Genomic DNA, 19367 nt, shown 5'->3' with positions numbered 1-19367 from the left:
ACTCTACTGTGTCTTCCCCGGCACTGCCGGAGGGGTGGTCGGGGATTGGTTCTGCCGGCGCATCTGTTCGCGGCGGGCCTCGATGCGCTTGCGGATGGCGTCCATCTGTTCTTCGGTCGTCGCTGGCGGCGCGCTGGCCGCCGCCGGCATGCCGTCGGCGTCGGCCGGTGCTCCTGGATTCTCAACGGCCTGCGGGGTGGGAACCGGCACCGGGATGGGCGGTGCGGTGCCGCCGGTGACCCGGCCGGGCGCGCCGGGAATGGGCGCGGGGGGGGCTGCCGTCAATACCGTCGGCGGCGCACCGCCGCTGCCGTCGAATACCCGCAGTTCCAGCGTCCGCCGCCCTTCCGGGCCCTCGAAGACGGCCGAGCGCGGCTCCAGTTCCAGCAATCGCCAGCCCGGCATGGCCGGCGGCGCGTCCCCCAGCTTGACCCGCACGCCTTCGCCGCCTGCGCTGGGCTGCAGAATCGCCAGGCGCAGTTGCGGGGTGATCAGCACGCTGCTGAGGACGAAGTCGAACGCCTGCGGCGCCGCTTCGCCTTCGCCGGACAGGAAAAACGGTTGCGGTTGGCGGTTTTCGGAAAACAGCGGGCGCGCGCCGATATCCGCATACTGCGCAAGCGGCCCCAGCCGTTCCGGCGCCGCTGCCGGCAGCCGCGGCAGCGGCTGGGTCAAAGCCGGGTCGGCCGGCAGGGGTTCGATGCGGCCGCCGAGGCCGAACAGCGCCAGCAGCAGGACCAGCAGCGCCCACCCGGCCAGTGCCGCCAGCAGCCAGGTGCGGGGATTGATCGTGTCAGCGCGCATCGTCGCCTCCGCTGGCCATGGCCTGCTGGGCCGGCATGGGCGCGGCGCCTTCCTGGACCGGCGCCGGCTGCAGGTAGCCGTACAGATCGAAACTGACGTCCAGCCCGCCGGCGCCGGTTTCCTGCGCCATGTAGGCGTAGCGCTGCGACAGGATGTTGAGGTTCTCGATGAACAGCCGCGGCCGGCCGGTTTCCAGCGCGTACAGCACTGCCGCGGTTTCCGGCACGCCGCAGCGGATACGCACCTGCACTGCGACCCGTGCGAACTGCTCCTTGCCCGGGATGTTCAGCGGCGACTGGTTGCTGATGGCGCAACTGCGGTTGCCCGGGCTGGCTTCGCGAACCACCGCTTCCAGCCGTTGCACCAGGCCGGCGGTGGCCAGCTCGACCGTGGCCTCGGGCAGGAAACCCGGGCGCTGCGCCTGCTGGGCAACGGCGGCCTGCCACTGCCGCGCTACCTCCGGCGCCTGCTCCAACTGGGTACGGATGCGCAGGTCGCGTTCGCGCAGATCGGCAATACGGCGGTTGGCTTCCAGCAACGGCACGGTCCACCACGGATGCACCAGCAGCAGATACCCGGCCGCCAGCGCCGCCAGCAGCAGTCCCAGCGCCAGCCAGCGCTGGCGGTCAGCGGGCAGCGGCGCCATTGGCGTCTCCCGGGTTGGGGGTTGCGGGCGGCGCGGCCGCCGCCTGCACCGACGGCGCCACCAGTTCGGCGGTCAAGGTGAAGCGGTCGACACGGCTGCGCGCGTCCGGCTGCAGCGCGCCGCTCAGCGCGGGCGAACGCCAGAAGCGCGACCCCTGCAACTTGCCGACCAGTCCCGACGCCTCCGGGCTGAGGCCGATCAGCGTCAGCCGGTCGCCTTCGATGGAAAGTTTTTCCAGATAGGTCGTATCGGGCAGGCGGCGGGTGACTTCGTCCAGCACCTCGACCGTCGTCGGCCGGTTGGCGCGGGCGCGATCCAGCGCTATCGCGCCCTCGACCAGGCTTACCAGTTGCTGGCGTTGCGCCGCGGCCTGACGGGCGGCGGCGGAGCGGGATTCGATGCTGGCGGCAAAGGCGTCGGCCGCGTTGCGGCGATTGTCCAGCAACTGCCAGCCCGCGGCCATCACCGCCAGCAGCGCCACCGCCGCCAGCAACAGCTGCCATTGACGCTGCGGTGCCTGGCGCTGCCGGCGCGATTGGGGCGGCAGCAGGTTCACTCCCAGCGGCAGGCCGTCGGCGTCGGCCACATCGACTCCCGCCAGGCTTTCGGCCAGCGCGCCCAGCGCCTGCAGGTCGGCATCGAAACGCACGCGCGGCACCGCGACCAGTTCGGTTTCCAACTGGCCATCTTCGCGCCGGCGCAGGATGCGCGCGTCGAAGCGCGCGGTATCGGCCGAGAACGGCGTCTGCCGGTCGATTTCGAAACCGACCACATCGCGCAGGCGATCGGCCGCCGCGGCCGGCAGCAGCAGCGGCCGGCGCAACGCACCGGCGGCCGGCAGCAGCCACCAGCGCGGCAATCCGGCCAGGCGGGTATCGAGCAACGCTTCCAGTTCGTCCGCGCTCAGCGGCAACGGCACGCGCGCGACCTCGCGCACGCCGTCGGCGTGCTGCCATTGCAGTTGCAATTCATCGCCGTGGGCCGACAGCAGCAGCCGTTCGCGCGCCAGGCCCAGCAGCACCCGCCAGCGCAGCGGCAACCAACTGGCCAGCGCCTGTCCCCACCAAGCGAAAAAACCGCCCGGCCCCGGCTTCAGCCGCAGGCCAAGGCGCTGCATGCTGTCACGCATTGTCGTCATTGCGGCGATGCTCCCTCCTCCCACCAAAGTACCGTGTATACCGAACCCGGTACCGGGCCCCCGCCCGCACGCACCACCGTCCGTAGCACCGCTTCGCGACCCTCCGGAAGCTTCGCGCGGCTGTCGATACTATACGTGCCGCTGCCCGCACCGACGAGTTGCGAAGCCTCCGGCGCCAGCGGCAGCTCGCGCTGCGCCAGCCACGCCTGGGCGTCCACGCCCATGGCCACCAGCACCGGCCCCGGCGCATAGGTGGCATCGGGCATCGCGCGGCCGGAGTGGATGGTCAGGTACGGCGCCAGCGTGGCAAAGATTTCCGGGGTCATCCCCAGTACCTGCCCCAGTTCGGCCACGGTGTCGAACGGCGCATCCTTGGCCCCATACGGCAGGCCGGCCGCGGCGTAGTCCGGGTCCTCGGCGCTGAAGCTCGGCTGGCTCAGCGCATCGGCATCGCGCCAGTCCAGGATGGCCGCGGCCAGCGCCTCGGCCAACGGCCGCTCGTGCCCCAGCGCCATCATCAGCGAAGCCAGCAGTGGCGCATCGGCCTGGTTCAGATCGACCTTGCCGCTCTCGTCGACGATGCGTACCTCGACCTGGCTGCCGGCAAAGGCCCAGTGGTAGCGGCGGCCATCGGGCAGCCAACGCGTCTGCGGCTGCGGGTCGGCCACCCGCGCCAGCGCGTATTCGATGCCCGCGCGCGCCACCTGCTGGGCCTGGGCGCCATCGCGGATCACCCGGCCCTGCAGGTATTCGACCCGCGCGGTCAGCGCGAATGCGCCGATCAGCGCGGTCAGCAGCGCCACCAGCCAAAGCACCAGCAACAATGCCGCTCCCCGAGAACGCGTCATTGCAGACCCGGCGCCAATGCGCCGCCTCCCCTGCCGCCTTCGCTGCGCGCCAGCGTGACCACCAGTTCCGGCCACTGCGTGCCGTCGTCCGACTGCATGTCCACCGCCACCTGCAACGGCAGGATGCCGGCGGCCTGCCATTGCGTCTGCCAGGGCCCCAGCGCGTTGTTGTCGTCCAGTCCGCGATAGCGGAAGCGCACGCTGCGCAGATCCGCGGCCAGCAATTCCGGCTGCGGCGTCACCCGTTCCTCGACGGTGTTGCCCGCCTGCACCATGGCAAAGGCGATCTGCAGTTTTCCGGAGCGCTCATCCATGCCGACGTCGTACAGATACGGCCCGCCGCGGCCCAGGTAATCGGGCAGATCGGCGACAAAGCGCATCCGTTGCGGCTCGCCGATGAAACTGGATTGCTGCAGCGTACCCGTATCGGTGGCGAAGGCGACCGGCAGCGCCGAGGCCAGGTGGATGCGCAGGAAATGCTGCACCGCGCGGATGCGCTCGTTGCGCTGGGCGATGACTTCGCCGCGGCCAACCATGGCGGTGGACGCGCGCAGCGTGGCGAACGCCAGCGCCAGGCCGGTGGCCAGCAGCATCGTCGCCAGCAGCACTTCGATCAGGGTGAAACCGCGGGCGGACCGTTTCATGGCAGCGCCTGCCCGCGGTTGGGATCCGTCGGCGCCAGCCGCAGCGTCTGCCAGCGCAACCGCTGCCCCGGCGCATCGCCCCACTGCACCGCCAGATCCAGTTGCAGCAATTGCGGCGCGCCAGGGTCGATCATCGTGGCCTGCGCCTTCAGCGGATCCAGATAAGGCGCAATCGACAGGCGCCAGCGGTAGCGCCCTTGTTCGAACTGCCCTTCCTGCAGACCCGGCTGCAAGGCCTGGCCCACGCCAATCCGGGCGAACAGCGATTGCGCGTGCAAGGTGGCGCAGCTGGCGTCTTCGGCCGCGCGCACCTGCCGCGCGGCGCCGGACAGCGAACCCAGCAGCAGGGTCAGCGCCAACGCCAGCAATGCGAACGCGACGATGACTTCCAGCAGGGTGAAACCGCGCTGGCGCTTCATGCGCCGTCGTCCACGCTGGCGCGCGAGAGCTTGACCTCGCCGGTCAGCCAGCCGACATCGATCACCCAGGCCGCGCGCCTGGCCTGCAACCGCACGCGGCCACCGGTGGAGCCGCCATCATGGAAGAACAGAATGCCGCCCTCGCCGGCGCGGGCCTGCGCCTGCCGTGCTCCGGTAAAGCTGACGCCCAGCGAGGCCGGGATGGTGCCGCGGCGGTTGTCGGGCGCCTGCCAGCGGTGCGAACGCGGGTCTATCACAAAGCGTTGCGGCCGGCCGGTGGCTATCGCCTGCGCACGCGTGTAGCGCAACTGTGCGGCCAGTTCCCTGGCTTCCGAGCGCAGCCGCATGCCATCGAAACCGCCGGTCAGCACCATCGCCGCCAGCAGTCCGGCAATCGCCATCAGGCCCACGACCAGCAGCATCTCCAGCAGCGAGACGCCGGCCGCGTGGCGATGGCCGCCGGTTCGGAAAGCGCCAGGACTACGGCGACTCATGGCAAAGGCTTACTCGTATCGGATATCGGCGTCGTAGCTGTCGCCGCCGGTCTTGCCATCGGCGCCCAGGCTGATCAGATCGAAACGCTGGTTTTCACCGGGCACCCGGTATTCGATGGGATGGCCCCAGGGGTCGTTCAACTCCGCCGCCTTCGCGTACGGACCCAGCCAGCCGCCGGCATCGCCGGGCTGGCTCACCAGATCCTCCAGCCGCGACGGCAGCCGGCCAGTGTCCAGCTGGTAGTTCTCGATCTTGCCGGCCAGGGTCTGGATCTGCGATTTGGCCAGGTTGGCGCGGCCACGGTCGGCTCCGCCCAGCACCCGGCTGCCGACCAGGGTCAGCACCGCGCCGATCAGCACGATGACGATGATGATCTCCAGCAGACTCATGCCGCTTTGCGCGGCCGGCGATGGAGAACGGGTCAGTGAACGGGAGCGGCGCATCGCGGGGGTCCTGGTAGTCATATCCATAGAGTGTGTACCGTCGTTTCTGAATGGGTTGTTGGGTGTGGGGCGGGGCATCCCCCGGCCGGGACGTACGGCTATCCGATGGCGTTGGTCAGGTCGTACAGCGGCACCAGCACGGCGATGATCACCATTCCCACCACCGCCGCCAACACCAGGGTGATGACGGGCACCAGGGCGGCCAGCAACCTGTCCATGGCCTGGCTGGTCTCCTGTTCGAAGGTGTCGGCGGTCTTCAGCAGCATGCTGTCCAGCGCACCGGACTCCTCGCCGACCTGGATCATCTGCAGCGCCAGCCGCGGGAAACGCTTGCCCTTGCCCAACGATACCGACAGGCCGTGACCGTTCTTGACGTCCTCGGCAGCCTTTTCGACATCGGCCGACAACGCACGGTTGCCCAGCACATTGCGGGCGATACCCAACGCGCCCAGCAACGGCACGCCATTGCGCAACAGCGTGCCCAGCGTCCGCGCCAGCCTTGAGGTTTCCAGCTTGGCGATCAGCGGTCCCACCAGCTTCTGCCGCAGCAGCCAGGCGTCCAGGCGATCGCGGAATGCCGGATCCCGGCGCTTGCGATCCAGCCACCACGGCAGCAGCGCCGGCACCGCCACCAGCAGCGGCCACCAGTCGCGCACCAGCAGACCCAGCCACAGCACGCCGCGGGTGAACCAGGGCAGGGCCACGTCCAGGCTTTCGTACATCGCCGCGAACTGCGGTACCACGTAGCCCATCAGGAACAGCAGCGCCAGCGATACCACCACCAACAGGATGGCCGGATAGATCAGCGCGTTGATGACCCGGCCGCGCAATGCGCGGCTGCGTTCCAGGTAGTCGGCCAGCCGTTGCAGGGTGTCGTGCAGGCTGCCGCCGGCCTCGCCGGCGCGCACCATGTTGATGTAGAGCCGGGTGAACAGGCCGTGCTGCCGCTCCAGCGCCGTCGACAGCGGCGCGCCGCTGCGCACGGCGTCGCGGATGTCGGAGATGATCCCGCGCGCCTTGTCGTCTTCCGGCAGGTCCAACAGGATCGACAACGACCGGTCCAGCGGCTGCCCGGCGCCCAGCAGGGTGGCCAGTTGCTGGGTGAACTGCACCAGCCGCTCGCCGGAGAAAGCCTTCGGCGACAGCAGGCTGCGCCATGACGGGCCGGCGCCGGATTCGGAGGCCAGCCGCGCTTCCATCGGCAGATGGCCCTGTTCCTGCAGCCGCGTCACCACCTCGGCATCGCTGCCGGCCTCCATCTGGCCATCCATCACTTCGCCGCGCGAATTCAGGGCTTTGTAGCGGTATAGCGGCATCTGCGCGGGTCGCGGCAAGGGGTCGTCAAGTTACCGCACTAGGGCACTTGTGCGCCAATCGGGGGCGGCACATCGCAAACGCGGCACCCCGGACTGCCGGGGGTGCCGCCAAGGCTTGCACAGTCGATACGCTTGCGGTTTACGGCTTGAAGCTGCCGCGGATGCTGACGTTGCTGAACGCGGTCTTGCCGACCAGGGTGACGTAGTAGGTACCGGCCTTCGGCTTGGCGATGTTGACCGTTTCGGTATTGCCGGGGCGGACCGAGCGGAAGTCGTAGCTGGACGCATCGGCCTCGCTGCCGAACTTGACGTACAGGTCGGCGTTGCCGCTGCCTCCGAAACTGACGAACGACAGTTTGGTGGCGCCGGCCGGCACCTCCAGCGCATACTTGATCGACGCATTCGCGGCGCCCGAATTGCCGCCAACGGCAACGTTGTTGGTCAGCGGGGTGGCGGTCGGCGGTTCGCCGCCGCCGATGACCGCCTCCACCGCCGCGGCCGCATCGACGATACCGGCGCCGATGGGCCGGTTGGCCGGAGGCGCTACCGGGAACGGACGCGCGGTGGCCTGCAGCGTCGCCGCCACTTCCGACGGCGTCAACGGCGTCTCGGCCACGCTCTGCATCAGCGCTACCACCGCGGCCACATGCGGCGCCGCCATCGAAGTGCCGCCCATGCCGAAATAGGTCTCGGTGGTCGGCACCGTGGTGCCGGCGTTGCCGGCCGACCACACATAACCGCCAGGATTGCCGTCGACGCTGCCGCCGCCGCCCGGCGCCGAGATCTCGACCACGTCGCCATAGTTGGAATACGAAGCGATGCCGCCGGTGATGCGGGTGGCGGCCACCGTGATCACGCCGTTGCAACTGGCCGGCGAATAGTTGGCGGCGTTGGCCGCGGAATTGCCGGCCGCAACGACCACGGTGGAACCATTGGCAATGGCGGTATCGAACGCGGCCTGTTCGGTCTGGCTGCATGCGCCGGAACCGCCGAGGCTCAGGTTGATCACTTCGGCGGGATTGGCATTGGCCGGCACTCCGGCCACCGTTCCACCGGAAGCCCAGATCACCGCATCGGCGATATCCGAGGTATAGCCGCCGCAACGGCCGAGCACGCGTACCGGCACTACCTTGGCGTCGAACGCGCCGCCGGCCATGCCCTTGGCGTTGTTGGTGACTTCGGCAATCGTGCCGGCGACGTGAGTGCCATGCCAACTGCTGTCCTGCACCGGCGAACCGGCATAGCATTCGCCCGCAACCGGATTCCAGTCGCCTTCATCCAGCGGATTGGGATCGCGCAGATCGCCGTCGCGGGAAACGAAGGTATCGCTGATGAAGTCGTAGCCCGGCAAAATATTGGCATCCATGTCGCTGTGCGGAGTGATGCCGGTATCCAGCACCGCCACCACCACGCCGGCGCCGGTGGCGTTGTCCCAGGCCGCCGGCAGATTGATGCCGCCAACCGGATCCTTGAAGTGCCATTGATACTGAGCGTAGTAGGTATCGTTGGGGACCAGATTGCGCGTACGCATCGCATCGACTTCCACGTACAGTACGTCCGGGTCCACAGCCAGTTGGCGCATCAGGTTTTCCGCCTCCACCCGATCCAGCTTGCGCGAGGTTCTGATCACATCCGCGCCGGTGGCCATGCGCCGCAGCTTGGCGGCGGCAACGGCAGAGCGCCCTTTCGCGGCCGCGCCCAGTCCGGCGCCGCTCAGGGCCGAGTTGAGCGATTGCTGCAACCCGGCGGAATTGCCGGAGGCGATGCTGCCGTCGCGATACTTGACGATAAAACGGTCGTAGTTGCCGCCGTCCTCCAGACCGGACGTGCCGATCCTGGAAGCGTCGGCGGCGAAAGCGCCTGAGGCGCTGCATGCCAATGCCAGCAACATGGCCGACATCAAGGCGTTGCGGTGTTTACGATTGCTGCGATTCTGAAGTTTCACTTGACTTGCTCCGTGTCTGACAGGAAAGAAAGAGCTCGTCCGATCGAACGCGACAACGCGATCGATCAAACGCTTGCCCTTGCCACTTCAAGCAACATCGGCAGGCATCCCCACCACCTGCCATCGAGCATTCTTCACGCCGTCTACACGCGGCAATGACGCAGCGTTAACACTTGAATTCATCTGCGAATGTCGATTCGCCTAACGTAGCAAATCCTCTCGCGTTTGCCACTGCGCGCATGTACTGTTGGACCGCATGGAGATTCTGTTTCACCTCGGGAAAGGGGAAAGGGGCATGCGGGAATGGGTTGGCACCGCGACGTTTCGCCGGTTGCCTGATATGGAATTCGCTGTCGGTGCCTGCTTGCGCACCGCAACATTCCCTGCGCGCCTGCCGCACGCTTCGCACGATTCCCCATCCGTTTCTTTTCCGCCGGCGCGTCTTGCGCCACGCGGCTCCGTGCCTGCGATCTTCACTCTTGTATTCCCGCTGCGCGTAGATCGCCGCATTACCTCCTGAAGTCAGCTACGCAACCAACCGGCTCCCGCAGGGAGTCCGGCGCCATCGCATTCCCCCGTAAAACCCCAAGCCAAGGACGTACTCATGAACAGGATTTACAGCAAAGTTTGGAACCGGTCGCTCGGCATGCTGGTCGTCGCATCCGAATTCGCAAAACGCCCCCAAGGCACGCTCGGCAGCGCGATGCGCACCCGCACCGGTGCTGGCGTTACCGCGCTGGCGCTGGCTATCGGCAGTCTGTTTCTGACGGCTTCCGCCGCCGCACGCGATAAGGACAAGATCCAGAAGCCGCCGCAGGCGCAACCCAATTCCAGCTCTGCCGTGTTCTGCGTGGACGCCAGGGGCAAGCCAGTGCCCAGCGCCAACGCCGGCAAGAATGCCGTCTCCTGCGGACGCGAAGTCGACGCTTCCGGCGAAGATGCGGTTGCCGTCGGTTACCGCAGCGTCGCCAACCGGAAAGGCGCAACCGCCATTGGCGGGTACGCCAGCGCCACCGCGGTTCATGCCACCGCATTGGGCTACCAGAGCCGGGCCGCGCAGGAAGGCGCGACCGCGGTGGGCAGCTACAGCCAGGCCAGCGGCGGCAACAGCACCGCCACCGGCAGCCAGGCGATCGCTGCGGGCACCGCGTCCACTGCGGTAGGCGCGCAGGCCTCGGCCACCGGCGGTTATTCCTCCGCGTTCGGCAACGGGTCTGCCGCAAGCGGATTGCAGTCGCTCGCAGCCGGCTACAACAGCACCGCCGCCGGTGCAGGTTCCGCTTCTTTCGGCAGCTACAGCATTGCCGCGGGCACGCTGGACTCGGCTTTCGGTTATGGCGCCGAAGCGAGCGGCGGCGATAGTACCGCCGTAGGATCGGGATCGCTTTCGAGCGGTTACAACTCGGTCGCCGTCGGCGGCGCGTTCTTCGGCTTGCTGCCGACCGAAGCTTCCGGCGACTACTCGGTAGCGGTGGGCGGCGGCGCCTGGAGTCCGGGCTTCAACAGCGTGGCCCTGGGCAACCTGGCCTCGGCCACCGCCGACAACAGTGTGGCCATCGGCGGCGACTCGGTTGCCGACCGCGAAGACACCGTCTCGGTCGGCAGCGCCGGCAACGAACGGCAAATCGCCAACGTCGCCGCCGGCACCGAAGGCACCGACGCGGTCAACCTGGACCAGCTCACCGCCGTGGCCGAAGCCTCCGAGAACGCCACCCGCTACTTCAAGGCCAATGGCCTGGGCGACGGCAGCGATGACGCCACCGCCAACGGCGACTACGCCACCGCCTCCGGTTCATCCGCACTGGCCGACGGCACCGGCGCCACCGCCACCGGCTCCGGCGCCTTCGCCCTAGGCGAGTTCAGCTCCGCCACCGGCTTCAATGCCCTGGCCAGTGGGGAGAACAGCGTGGCCAACGGCGCCGGAGCGCAAGCCACCGGCGCCAGCGCCACCGCACTGGGCGGTCAGCGCCAGTTGTTCGATGCCGACGGCAATCCGCTGCTCGATGAAGACGGCAATCCGGTCTATGCCAGCACCGAAGCCTCGGCCGATGATGCGACTGCGGTGGGCGCAGGCGCGGTTGCTGGCGAAGTCGGTGCCACCGCCACCGGTGCGGGGGCTGCTGCTTCCGGTGCCTACTCGACCGCAACGGGCACCGAAGCGGCCGCTTCCGGCCTCCAGGCCACCGCCACCGGCTTCCGCAGCGAGGCCTCCGGCATCGCCGGCACTGCCGTCGGCGGCTACAGTAGCGCCTCGGCCTTCGGCGCCTCGGCCTTCGGCTATGGCGCTGAAGCGAGTCTGGACAGTGCCACCGCGCTGGGTTTTGGCGCCGTGGCCAGCAACTACGACGCCACCGCCCTGGGCGCCAACTCGATTGCCAGCGGCGACAACTCGGTCGCCGTCGGCGGCGCGTTCTTCGGCTTGCTGCCGACCGAAGCTTCCGGCGACTACTCGGTAGCGGTGGGCGGCGGCGCCTGGAGTCCGGGCTTCAACAGCGTGGCCCTGGGCAACCTGGCCTCGGCCACCGCCGACAACAGTGTGGCCATCGGCGGCGACTCGGTCGCCGACCGCGAAGACACCGTCTCGGTCGGCAGCGCCGGCAACGAACGGCAAATCGCCAACGTCGCCGCCGGCACCGAAGGCACCGACGCGGTCAACCTGGACCAGCTCACCGCCGTGGCCGAAGCCTCCGAGAATGCCACCCGCTACTTCAAGGCCAATGGCCTGGGCGACGGCAGCGATGACGCCACCGCCAACGGCGACTACGCCACCGCCTCCGGTTCATCCGCACTGGCCGACGGCACCGGCGCCACCGCCACCGGCTCCGGCGCCTTCGCCCTGGGCGAGTTCAGCTCCGCCACCGGCTTCAATGCCCTGGCCAGCGGGGAGAACAGCACCGCTACCGGTGCCGAAGCCCAGGCTACGGGCGAAGACGCCACTGCTTTGGGCGCCAGCGCCACTGCCAGTGAAGCCGGCGCCACTGCCGTCGGCGCGGGTGCCAACGCTTCCGGCGCCTATGCCAACGCGCTAGGCACCGAAGCCGCGGCTTCGAATACCCAGGCCACTGCGGTGGGCTTCCGCAGCGACGCGTCCGGACTGGCGTCCACCACGATGGGCGGTTACAGCAGCGCGGGCGGCGATTTTTCTTCCGCGTTCGGCTACGGCGCCGATGCCGGCGGCAGCGGATCCACCGCCGTGGGCGAAGGCGCGTCGGCCGGTGGCGAAGAGAGCACCGCCGTGGGCGGCACCACGTTCTTTGGCTTGATCAATACGCGCGCCAGCGGACTGGGAGGATCGGCTTTCGGCAACGGCGCCTGGGCGACCGGCGACTACAGCACCGCACTGGGCCACAACAGCTATGCCGATGGCGACGACAGCGTGGCGGTGGGCGTCAACTCGGTGGCCGCCGCAAACAACAGCGTGGCGATCGGCGCCAACTCCTGGAACGACCGCGACAACACCGTCTCGGTCGGCGATACCGGCAGCGAACGCCAGATCGTCAACGTCGCCGCCGCAACCGAAGCTACCGATGCGGTCAACCTGTCGCAGGTCAGCTTCATGGCCAGTGCATTGGGCGGCGGAGCAGGCTTCTCCGGCGGAGTCTTCATCGCGCCGAGCTATTCGATCCAGGGCAGTGTCTACAACAATGTCGGCGCAGCGTTTACCGCCGTCGATGCCAAGCTGACAGAGTTGTTCGGCAAGTTCGAAAATGCGAATCCTGGCGCGACCGCGACACCGCCTGCGCAAAGCGGCCAGGCCAAGGTCGCCGCCGGCGGCACCGCTTCCCAGAACGTGCAAAGCGCAGGCGGTGCAGGTCCGGCAACGACCGGAGCGTCCCCGCAGTCGGCCAACGATGGCCAGCAGGCGGTAGCGGCCAACGCCAGCGAGGAGGTGCCGGTCGCTGCCGCGGGCTACGCCGACGCCGGCGACGCGGCCACGCTGAGCAGCGCACAGGCCTATGCCGACAATACCGCCACGCAGACGCTGACCAGCGCCAACGCCTACACCGATTTCAGGGTGATGGCGCTGGAAGACGACTTCAACGCGTTCCGCAGCGATGTCGACCGCCGCTTCTCGCAACAGGACCAGCGGCTGGACAAGATGGGGGCGATGAGTTCGGCGATGTTGAACATGGCCATCAATGCCGCCGGCAGCCGCAGTCCGCGCGGCCGCGTCGCGGTGGGTGCCGGCTGGCAGAACGGCGAGAATGCGTTGTCGGTGGGCTATGCCAAACCAATCGGCGAACGCGCCTCCTTCAGCATCGGCGGCGCGTTCAGCGGCGACGAGAAATCCGCCGGCGTGGGTTTCGGTATCGACCTGTAACTCGGTTCGCGTAGCCTCGAAAAGAAAAGCCCGGCTCCGGCCGGGTTTTTCTTCTCAGGATCTGTTCAACGTCTATCGCGAAACCGGCCAGTTGGTAGCGCAGCAAGATTTGGGCAGGTTCTCAAGCGTCCTCGGTGACCCGTAACACTTCCTCTATCGTCGTCTGCCCGGCCAACGCCTTGATGATGCCGTCTTCGTACATGGTGCGCATGCCGGACTGGCGGGCGAGTTGCTCCAGTTCGCCCATGCCGGCGTGGCGCATCACCGCGCGGCGCAGTTCATCGTTCATCACCAGGAACTCGATGATCGTGGTACGGCCCAGATAACCGGTCGGCGCGATGGCCGATGCGCGCGGACGGTACAGGAAAATCTCGCCGTCGGGCTGGAAGCGGCGCAAGCCGAACTTTTCGATTTCCTCCGGCGATGCTGGATAACGCTCGGCATGCGACGACTCCAGCCGGCGCACCAGGCGCTGGGCCAGGATGCCGTTGACGGTGGAGGTCAGCAGATAGTCCTCCACGCCCATGTCGAGCATACGGGTGATGCCACCGGCCGCATTGTTGGTATGCAGCGTGGACAGCACCAGGTGGCCGGTCAACGCCGACTGGATGGCGATGCGTGCGGTCTCCAGATCGCGCATTTCGCCGATCATGATGATGTCCGGATCCTGGCGCACGATGCTGCGCAGCGCGTTGGCGAAATCCAGTCCGATCTGCGGCTTGACCTGGATCTGGTTGATGCCTTCGATCTGGTATTCGACCGGGTCCTCGACGGTGATGATCTTGACGTCGCTGGTGTTGAGCTTGCTCAGCGCGGTGTACAGCGTGGTGGTCTTGCCCGACCCGGTCGGGCCGGTCACCAGCAGGATGCCGTGCGGCTGCTCCAGCACTTTCTGGAACTGCGGCAGGAAACTGTCGGTAAAGCCGAGCCGGTGGAAATCGAACACCACCGTTTCCCGATCCAGCAGGCGCATCACCACCGATTCGCCATGCGCGGTGGGCACGCTGGACACGCGCAGATCCAGTTCCTTGCCCTGCACCCGCAGCATGATGCGACCATCCTGCGGCAAGCGGCGCTCGGCGATGTTCAACTTGGCCATGATCTTGATGCGGCTGATGACCGCCGCGGTCAGATTGGCCGGCGGGCTCTCGCCCTCCTCCAGCACGCCATCGACCCGATAGCGCACTTTCAGGCGGTTCTCGAACGGTTCGATATGCACGTCGGAGGCGCGCAGTTCCACCGCACGCTGGATGACCAGATTGACCAGCCGGATCACCGGCGCTTCGGAAGCCAGATCGCGCAGGTGCTCGACATCGTCGAGATCGCCGGTTGCCTCGCCATCGGCGTTCTCGACGATGGTGCCCATCGCGCTGCGGCCCTGGCCGTAATAGCGTTCGATCAGATCGTCGATTTCCGAACGCAACGCCACCTGCGGACGCACCTGGCGCGAGGTCGCCAGCTGCACCGCATCGATGGCGTAGCCGTCCTGCGGGTCGGCCATCAGCAGGTCGATGAACCGCTCATCCTCGCTGACCGGGCAGACATGGAACTGTTTCAGGAAGCGTGGCGACAGCGTCACCGACTCGGGAGCGACCTCGGCCACGTCGCGGGCGCTGACCAGCGGCAGCGACAGCACTTCTGCCGCGGTCTCGGCATGGTCGCGTTCGGACACCAGCCCCAGCCGGGCCAGCAGCGACAACAGGCTGCCGCCGGTTTCCTCATGCAGGCGGCGCGCGCGCACCAGATCCGACTCTTTCAACCGGCCTTTGGCCAGCAGCGCCTGGACGATGCGTTCGTCGGCAGTGGCCGGCGGCGTTTGTTCGGTGGCGACAGCGCTCACGGTCTGCTCCCAGGGCGATGCGGCAACTTTAGCAGCAAGGGGCGGCCGCCGCGGCACCAGCCGCAGCGGTCGCCTTTCCCGGCATGGCTAGCCCACCCACACCCGCGCGTTGCGGAACATCCGCAGCCACGGCGAATCTTCCGGCCAGTCAGCCGGATGCCAGCTCAGGTTGACGCTGCGCAGCGTGCGCTCGGGGTGCGGCATCAGGATGGTGGCGCGGCCGTCTTCGCTGGTCAGGCCGGTGATGCCCTCCGGCGAACCATTGGGATTCAACGGGTAGCTGTCGGCCACGCTGCCGTCACCATCGATATAGCGCAGCGCGACGCGGGCCGCGGCCTGGTCGACGGCGCTGTCGAATTCGGCGCGGCCCTCGCCATGCGCCACCGCCACCGGTATCCGCGAGCCGACCATGCCGCGCAGCAGCACCGATGGCGATTCCACCACTTCCAGCAACGCCGTCCGGGCTTCGAACTGTTCGCTGCGGTTGCGCAGGAAACGCGGCCAATGGCCAGCGCCGGGAATGATCTCCTTCAACTGGCTGAACATCTGGCAGCCGTTGCAGACGCCCAGCGAGAACGTGTTGTCGCGGGCGAAGAATGCAGCGAAGGCATCGCGCAGTTGGCTGCGCTCCAGGATGGACGTCGCCCAGCCGCGACCAGCGCCCAGCACATCGCCATAGCTGAAGCCGCCACAGGCGGCCAGGCCGTTGAAGTCCTGCAGCGACACCCGGCCGGCGATCAGATCGCTCATATGCACATCGAAGGCATCGAAACCGGCGCGGGTGAATCCCGCCGCCATTTCGATATGGCTGTTGACGCCCTGCTCGCGCAACACCGCAACCCGCGGCCGGCGGCCGGTGGCGGTGAACGGCCGTTCTTGCGCATCCTGCGCTCGCGGCATTTGTACATCCATGTACGGTCGCCGCTCCTGCGCGTCCTGCGCTCGCGGCATTTGTACATCCATGTACGGCAGCGCGATATCCTCAGCCGGATCGAACGTCAGCTTGGGCTTGAGGCCATGGGCGGCGAAATCGCGCGCGGCCTTGAATTCCTCGTCCGCCGTTTCCGGATTGTCGCGCAGCTTCTGCATGGCATGGGTGACCGACCACCAGGCATCGAACAGTTCGTCCCAGCGCCATTGCGCTAGCACTTCGCCGTCCTGCTGCACACGGATGGCCGCGGCCGAGGTCGGTCGCGCGATGCGCTGTGCGCATTCGGTCAGCGCATGCCGCTCGACCAAGTCGGCGAATGCAGCGCGATCCTCGGCAGCCACCTGTACCACCGCGCCCAGTTCTTCGGCGAACAGCGTCCGGAACGGATCATCGCCCCAGCCATCGAGATTGATCTCCAGGCCGCGGTGCGCGGCGAAGGCCATCTCGCACAAGGTGGCGAAAGCGCCGCCATCGCTACGGTCGTGATAGGCCAGCAGAAGGCCGCTTTCGCGCGCATCGCGGATCAGCGCGAAGAAATCGCGCAACCGCTGCGGATCGTCCAGGTCCGGCACGCCATCGTCGGCATCTTCGCCCGCGAACGCCGGCAGGACGCCACTGCCGTTGGCTTCCGGATAGCACTGCGCCAGCACCGAACCGCCCAGCCGCTTCTTGCCGGCCCCCAGGCCAATCAGCCACAGCTCGCTGTCCTCTTCGCGCGCCAGCAGCGGGGTCAGTTGCTGACGCGCATCGGTAACCGGCGCGAACGCGGTGATGATGAGGGAGACGGGGGAAACCGATTTTTGGAGCCGGGACTCGGGACTCGGGACTCGGGACTCGGTGGAAACAGAGAATTCTGCGGATGCCAAGGCCTCGGCCTCAAGCTCTTTCCGAGTCCCAAGTCCCGAGTCCCGAGTCCCGCTCTCCACCCACTGCGCCTGCATCGACAGCGAATCCTTGCCGACCGGAATACTGATGTCGATGGCCGGACACAATTCCATTCCGATCGCCTTGACCGCATCGAACAGCAACGCGTCCTCGCCGTTGTGGTTGGCCGCTGCCATCCAGTTGGCCGACAACTTGACCCGCTCCAGCGATTCGACCGGGGCGGCGCACAGGTTGGTGATGGCCTCGCCCACGGCCATGCGCGCGGCGGCTGCGGCATCCAGCAGCGCCAGCGGCGTGCGTTCGCCGATGGCCATCGCTTCGCCGACAAAACCGTCGAATCCGGACAACGTGATCGCGCAGTCGGCCACCGGCATCTGCCAGGGCCCGATCAGCTGATCGCGCGCGGTCAGTCCGCCGACGCTGCGGTCGCCGATGGTGATGAGGAACTGCTTGGAGGCCACCGACGGGTGCGCCAGCACGCGCAGGCCAGCCTGGTGCAGATCCAGCTGCGCGGTCTGCAGCGAGGGCCACTGCGGCGCGGCGGGACGGCGGGTGTCGCGATGCATCTTCGGCGGCTTGCCGAACAGCACGTCCATGGGGAGGTCGATGGGGTGCTGCCGGGGCCCGGAAGAAGCGGAGTCGGCGGGAGTGGATGCAGCGGCGGTGGAACCCAGATCCTGCTGTTGCGCTTCCCCGGTCCCCGATCCCCGGTCCCCGGTCCCGAGTACGCCGTACCCCACGACCAGTCTTTCCTCAGCCGTCGCCACGCCGACGGCGGCAAACGGGCAGCGCTCGCGTTCGCAGATGGCGGCGAACTCGGCCAGCCGCTGCTGCGGCACGCCCAGTACGTAGCGCTCCTGCGATTCGTTGCACCACAGCTGCATCGGCGACAGCGACGGATCGTCGCTGGGCACCTTGTCCAGATCGATGACGCCGCCGACGCCGCTGTCGTGCAGCAGCTCGGGAATGGCATTGGACAGGCCGCCGGCGCCCACGTCGTGGAACCACAGGATCGGATTGTTCTCGCCCATCGCCACGCAGCGGTCGATGACTTCCTGGCAGCGCCGTTCCATTTCCGGGTTGTCGCGCTGCACGCTGGCGAAATCCAGATCCTCTGCGCTGTCGCCGGAGGCCACCGAACTGGCGGCGCCGCCGCCCAGGCCGATCAGCATGGCCGGGCCGCCCAGCACGATCACCGCATCGCCAGGCGACAGCGTCTTCTTGGTCACCTGGATGCGATCGATGGCGCCCAGGCCGCCGGCCAGCATGATCGGCTTGTCGTAGGCGCGGGTCAGCTGGCTTCCATCGGCCGCATGGTTCTCGGCCAGTTCGAAACTGCGGAAATAACCAAGCAGGTTGGGACGGCCGAATTCGTTGTTGAACGCGGCACCGCCCAGCGGCCCTTCCAGCATGATGTCCAGCGCCGGGGCCATCCGCGGATTCAGCGTGCGCGCAGCCTCCCACGGCTGCGGCAAGGTCGGGATGCGCAGATGCGAGACGGAAAAACCGGTCAACCCGGCCTTGGGCTTGCCGCCGCGGCCGGTGGCGCCTTCGTCGCGGATCTCGCCGCCGGCTCCGGTGCTGGCGCCCGGGAACGGCGCGATGGCGGTGGGATGGTTATGGGTTTCGACCTTGATGCAGAACGCCGAGTCGGTGACCGTTTCGGCGCGGTAATGGCCGGAAGCATCGGGGCGGAAGCGCGCGCTCGGGTAGCCCTCCAGCACTGCCGCATTGTCGCTATAGGCCGACAGCGTGTGCTGCGGCGTCTGCGCGTGGGTGTGCTTGATCATCCGGAACAGCGAATGCGGCTGGTCCTTGCCGTCGATGCTCCAGGAAGCGTTGAAGATCTTGTGCCGGCAATGCTCGGAATTGGCCTGCGCGAACATCATCAGCTCGACATCGGACGGGTCCCGGCCCAGCTCGCCGTAGCGCGTACGCAGATAGTCGATCTCGTCGTCGGCCAGGGCCAAGCCCAGGCGGCGGTTGGCCGCTTCCAGCTCCGCCAGCGGAATCCGCTCCAGCTCGCCCCGCGCCGGCGCGGTGAACAGCGCCGCCGCCTGGCCGCGCGCGTCCAGCAGCGACTGCGTCATCGGGTCATGCAGCGCCTTGGCCAGCGCGGGGTTGTCCTCCCAACCGGTCAGGTCGATGCGCAGGCCGCGCTCCACCCGCCTGATCGGCAGCCCGGCGCCGTGCAGCAGCTCGGTGGCCTTGCTGGCCCATGGCGACAGCGTGCCCAGCCGCGGAACGACGAAACGCGACACGGCGCCAGCGGCAAGCGGCGCATCGTCCGGGTTGGCCTGCAGGATGCGCAGCAGGCGCCCCTTGTCGATTTCGGCACCCGCTTCGGGCTCGACGAAATAGACATGCCAGGCGCCGGCGATGCCGACGGCGGGGACGAAGGACTGCAGTTTGCTTTGGAGCCGCGCGAGGCGGAATTGCGACAAGGCCGGCTGGCCTTCGAGGACGATCATGTCCGGAACCGTGGGTGCGTGCCGTCAGGACGGGGCCGGCTATTGTAGCAAGGCGGGGACTGGGGACTGGGGACTGGGGACTGGGGACTGGGGACTGGGGACTGGGGACTGGGGACTGGGGACTGGGGACCGGGGACCGGGGACCGGGGACCGGGGACCGGGGACCGGGGACCGGGAAAAGCTTCCGCTTTACCTCCCGCTTTAACAAAGGGGGATTTGCT

General features: G+C 67.9%; 13 protein-coding genes and 2 pseudogenes. 3 read left to right on the top strand and 12 right to left on the bottom strand.

What is annotated here, in order from left to right:
- Window positions 1-3: 3 nt before the first annotated feature.
- The 10 genes from CRO39_RS16430 to CRO39_RS16385 form a co-directional block, all read right to left on the bottom strand.
- Window positions 4-804 carry a general secretion pathway protein GspN gene (locus CRO39_RS16430; RefSeq protein ID WP_097123049.1) on the bottom strand — a complete coding sequence of 267 codons (801 nt, stop codon included), beginning with the start codon at window positions 802-804 and terminating at the stop codon, window positions 4-6.
- The gene (gene gspM, locus CRO39_RS16425) at window positions 794-1450 is read right to left on the bottom strand and encodes a type II secretion system protein GspM (protein ID WP_097123048.1); all 657 of its coding nucleotides are present in this window, start codon (window positions 1448-1450) and stop codon (window positions 794-796) included. The genes CRO39_RS16430 and gspM overlap by 11 nt, the downstream gene beginning before the upstream one ends.
- Window positions 1431-2588 (bottom strand): PilN domain-containing protein, encoded by a 1158-nt coding sequence (locus CRO39_RS16420; protein ID WP_097123047.1) that lies wholly within the window; start codon window positions 2586-2588, stop codon window positions 1431-1433. Before CRO39_RS16420 ends, gspM begins: the two co-directional genes overlap by 20 nt.
- Window positions 2585-3436 (bottom strand): type II secretion system minor pseudopilin, encoded by an 852-nt coding sequence (locus CRO39_RS16415; protein ID WP_097123046.1) that lies wholly within the window; start codon window positions 3434-3436, stop codon window positions 2585-2587. Before CRO39_RS16415 ends, CRO39_RS16420 begins: the two co-directional genes overlap by 4 nt.
- Window positions 3433-4080 (bottom strand): prepilin-type N-terminal cleavage/methylation domain-containing protein, encoded by a 648-nt coding sequence (locus tag CRO39_RS16410; RefSeq protein ID WP_097123045.1) that lies wholly within the window; start codon window positions 4078-4080, stop codon window positions 3433-3435. Before CRO39_RS16410 ends, CRO39_RS16415 begins: the two co-directional genes overlap by 4 nt.
- Window positions 4077-4499, bottom strand: a complete 423-nt coding sequence (gene xpsI / locus CRO39_RS16405; protein WP_097123044.1) for a type II secretion system protein XpsI — start codon at window positions 4497-4499, stop codon at window positions 4077-4079. Before xpsI ends, CRO39_RS16410 begins: the two co-directional genes overlap by 4 nt.
- Window positions 4496-4993 carry a type II secretion system protein XpsH gene (gene xpsH, locus CRO39_RS16400; protein WP_097123043.1) on the bottom strand — a complete coding sequence of 166 codons (498 nt, stop codon included), beginning with the start codon at window positions 4991-4993 and terminating at the stop codon, window positions 4496-4498. The genes xpsI and xpsH overlap by 4 nt, the downstream gene beginning before the upstream one ends.
- Window positions 4994-5002: 9 nt before the next feature.
- The gene (gene gspG, locus CRO39_RS16395; protein ID WP_097123042.1) at window positions 5003-5437 is read right to left on the bottom strand and encodes a type II secretion system major pseudopilin GspG; all 435 of its coding nucleotides are present in this window, start codon (window positions 5435-5437) and stop codon (window positions 5003-5005) included.
- Between the two features lie 98 nt (window positions 5438-5535).
- Window positions 5536-6753, bottom strand: coding sequence for a type II secretion system protein XpsF (gene xpsF, locus CRO39_RS16390; RefSeq protein WP_097123041.1), 1218 nt, complete (start codon window positions 6751-6753; stop codon window positions 5536-5538).
- Window positions 6754-6892: 139 nt separating this feature from the next.
- Window positions 6893-8653: a S8 family serine peptidase gene (locus CRO39_RS16385; RefSeq protein WP_097123040.1), complete on the bottom strand. Its 1761-nt coding sequence runs from the start codon at window positions 8651-8653 to the stop codon at window positions 6893-6895.
- Between the two features lie 649 nt (window positions 8654-9302).
- Here CRO39_RS16385 and CRO39_RS21425 point away from each other — a divergent pair.
- The 3 genes and pseudogenes from CRO39_RS21425 to CRO39_RS21415 all read left to right on the top strand — a co-directional run.
- Window positions 9303-9944 (top strand): annotated as a pseudogene (locus tag CRO39_RS21425) (ESPR-type extended signal peptide-containing protein); the annotation flags it as partial.
- 45 nt (window positions 9945-9989) lie between these two features.
- Window positions 9990-10658 (top strand): annotated as a pseudogene (locus CRO39_RS21420) (YadA family autotransporter adhesin); the annotation flags it as partial.
- A 102-nt stretch (window positions 10659-10760) separates the two neighbouring features.
- A complete protein-coding gene (locus CRO39_RS21415; protein WP_425479720.1) occupies window positions 10761-13019 on the top strand; it encodes a YadA family autotransporter adhesin in 2259 nt (752 codons plus the stop codon).
- Window positions 13020-13140: 121 nt separating this feature from the next.
- Here CRO39_RS21415 and gspE read toward each other — a convergent pair whose 3' ends face one another.
- Together gspE and purL are read right to left on the bottom strand one after the other, a co-directional pair.
- Complete coding sequence (gene gspE, locus CRO39_RS16375; RefSeq protein ID WP_097123038.1) at window positions 13141-14859, bottom strand: type II secretion system ATPase GspE; 1719 nt, start codon at window positions 14857-14859, stop codon at window positions 13141-13143.
- Between the two features lie 87 nt (window positions 14860-14946).
- Entirely contained in the window at window positions 14947-19146 is a 4200-nt protein-coding gene (purL, locus tag CRO39_RS16370) for a phosphoribosylformylglycinamidine synthase (protein WP_097123037.1), read from the bottom strand.
- Window positions 19147-19367 lie beyond the last annotated feature (221 nt).

Source organism: Pseudoxanthomonas wuyuanensis (genome assembly GCF_900215535.1).
Taxonomy (GTDB): domain Bacteria; phylum Pseudomonadota; class Gammaproteobacteria; order Xanthomonadales; family Xanthomonadaceae; genus Pseudoxanthomonas_A; species Pseudoxanthomonas_A wuyuanensis.
The sequence above is the reverse complement of the archived record's forward strand: the minus strand, read 5'-3'. Positions and strand labels throughout refer to the sequence as shown.